1 protein-coding gene is annotated in these 1,383 nt (G+C 63.9%); it reads right to left on the bottom strand.

Annotated elements, in window-relative coordinates; genetic code table 11:
- Window positions 1-60: 60 nt before the first annotated feature.
- Window positions 61-1,257 carry an IS256 family transposase gene (locus AC3WR5_RS33440; RefSeq protein WP_492490108.1) on the bottom strand — a complete coding sequence of 399 codons (1,197 nt, stop codon included), beginning with the start codon at window positions 1,255-1,257 and terminating at the stop codon, window positions 61-63.
- Between the last annotated feature and the right edge of the window lie 126 nt (window positions 1,258-1,383).

The following is a 1,383-nucleotide window of genomic DNA, read 5'->3' as shown; positions in this document are numbered from 1 at the left end:
CGGGTGATGTCCCGCGGAGTGGTGTAAGTCGTCAACCCGGATAGGTTGAGATCCACTCGCTCAGCGTGCCACTGCAGGCAGCCGAGTCGGGGCAGTATCGCTGAGGCTCTGCAGGCCCTCCAGCGTCATGTATCGGCGGTTCAACGACCATTCGTCGTTCTGCTCCAACATCATGGCGCCCACCAGGCGTTTGATGGCCGCGTCGTTGGGGAAGATGCCCACGACGTTGGTCCGCCGCTTGATCTCGGCATTCAATCGTTCAAGCGGGTTCGTAGAGTAGATCTGCGCCCAGTGCGAGCGGGGGAATGTCATGAAGGCGAGCACGTCGTTCTCGGCCTCGTCCATGCACGCAGCCAGCTTGGGCATCTTTTCCCTGAACTGGTCAGCTACAGCCCGCCACTGCTTCTTCGCGGCCTCGGGTGTGTCCTGCACGAAGACGGTCCCGATGGCCGCCGACACCATCCGCCGCTGCGTCTTGTTGGCGAAGGCCAGCGCGTTGCGCATGAAGTGCACGCGGCATCTCTGCCAGGTCGCCTTGAGCACCTTCGACACGGCAGTCTTGAGGCCCTCGTGGCTGTCGCTGATGACCAGCTTCACGCCGCGCAGGCCGCGTCGATTCAGGCTGCGAAGGAACTCCGTCCAGAAGGGCTCGGCTTCGCTGGCGCCCACCTTCAGCCCGAGGACCTCCCGCTGGCCCTCGGTGTTCACGCCCACAGCCACTATGACGGCCACGCTCACGATGCGCCCGGCCTCGCGCGTCTTCACGTAGGTCGCGTCGATCCAGAGGTAGGGCCAGTCGCCTTCGAGCGTGCGGTTCAGGAACGCGCCGACCTGCTCGTCGAGCTCACCGCACAGCCGCGAGACCTGGCTCTTGGACACGCCCGTCATGCCCAGCGCCTTCACCAGGTCGTCCACGGAGCGCGTGGAGATGCCCTTGATGTAGGCTTCCTGGATGACTGCCGTGAGGGCCTTCTCGGCTGTCCTGCGCGGCTCCAGGAACTCGGGGAAGTAGCTGCCCTGGCGCAGCTTGGGGATCTTCAGTTCGACAGCGCCGGCGCGCGTCTCCCAAACGCGATCGCGGTATCCGTTGCGGCTGTTGATTCGCTCAGTGCTCTTCTCGTCGTAGCCGGCGCCGCAGCGCCCCTCGACATCGATCTCCATGAGGCGCTGCGCCATGAACTGCACCATCTGGCGCAGCACGTCGATGTCGGCACCTTTCTCGGCCAGCTCGGCCAGTGCGATAGTTGAGGCGGTCATCGTGATTTCTCCTTGGCTGAAGTTGCTTGGGTCGCACCTCAACCTTATCCGGGTACTTCACGATGGCCCCCCTCTCTCGCTGGCCACCTTCACTCAGAGACTTACACCACGTCCTGGGACATCACC

It is taken from the genome of Ideonella sp. FW305-24 (assembly GCF_058788035.1).
Note: the sequence above shows the minus strand (reverse complement) of the source record. Positions and strands in the feature narration are given on the sequence as shown.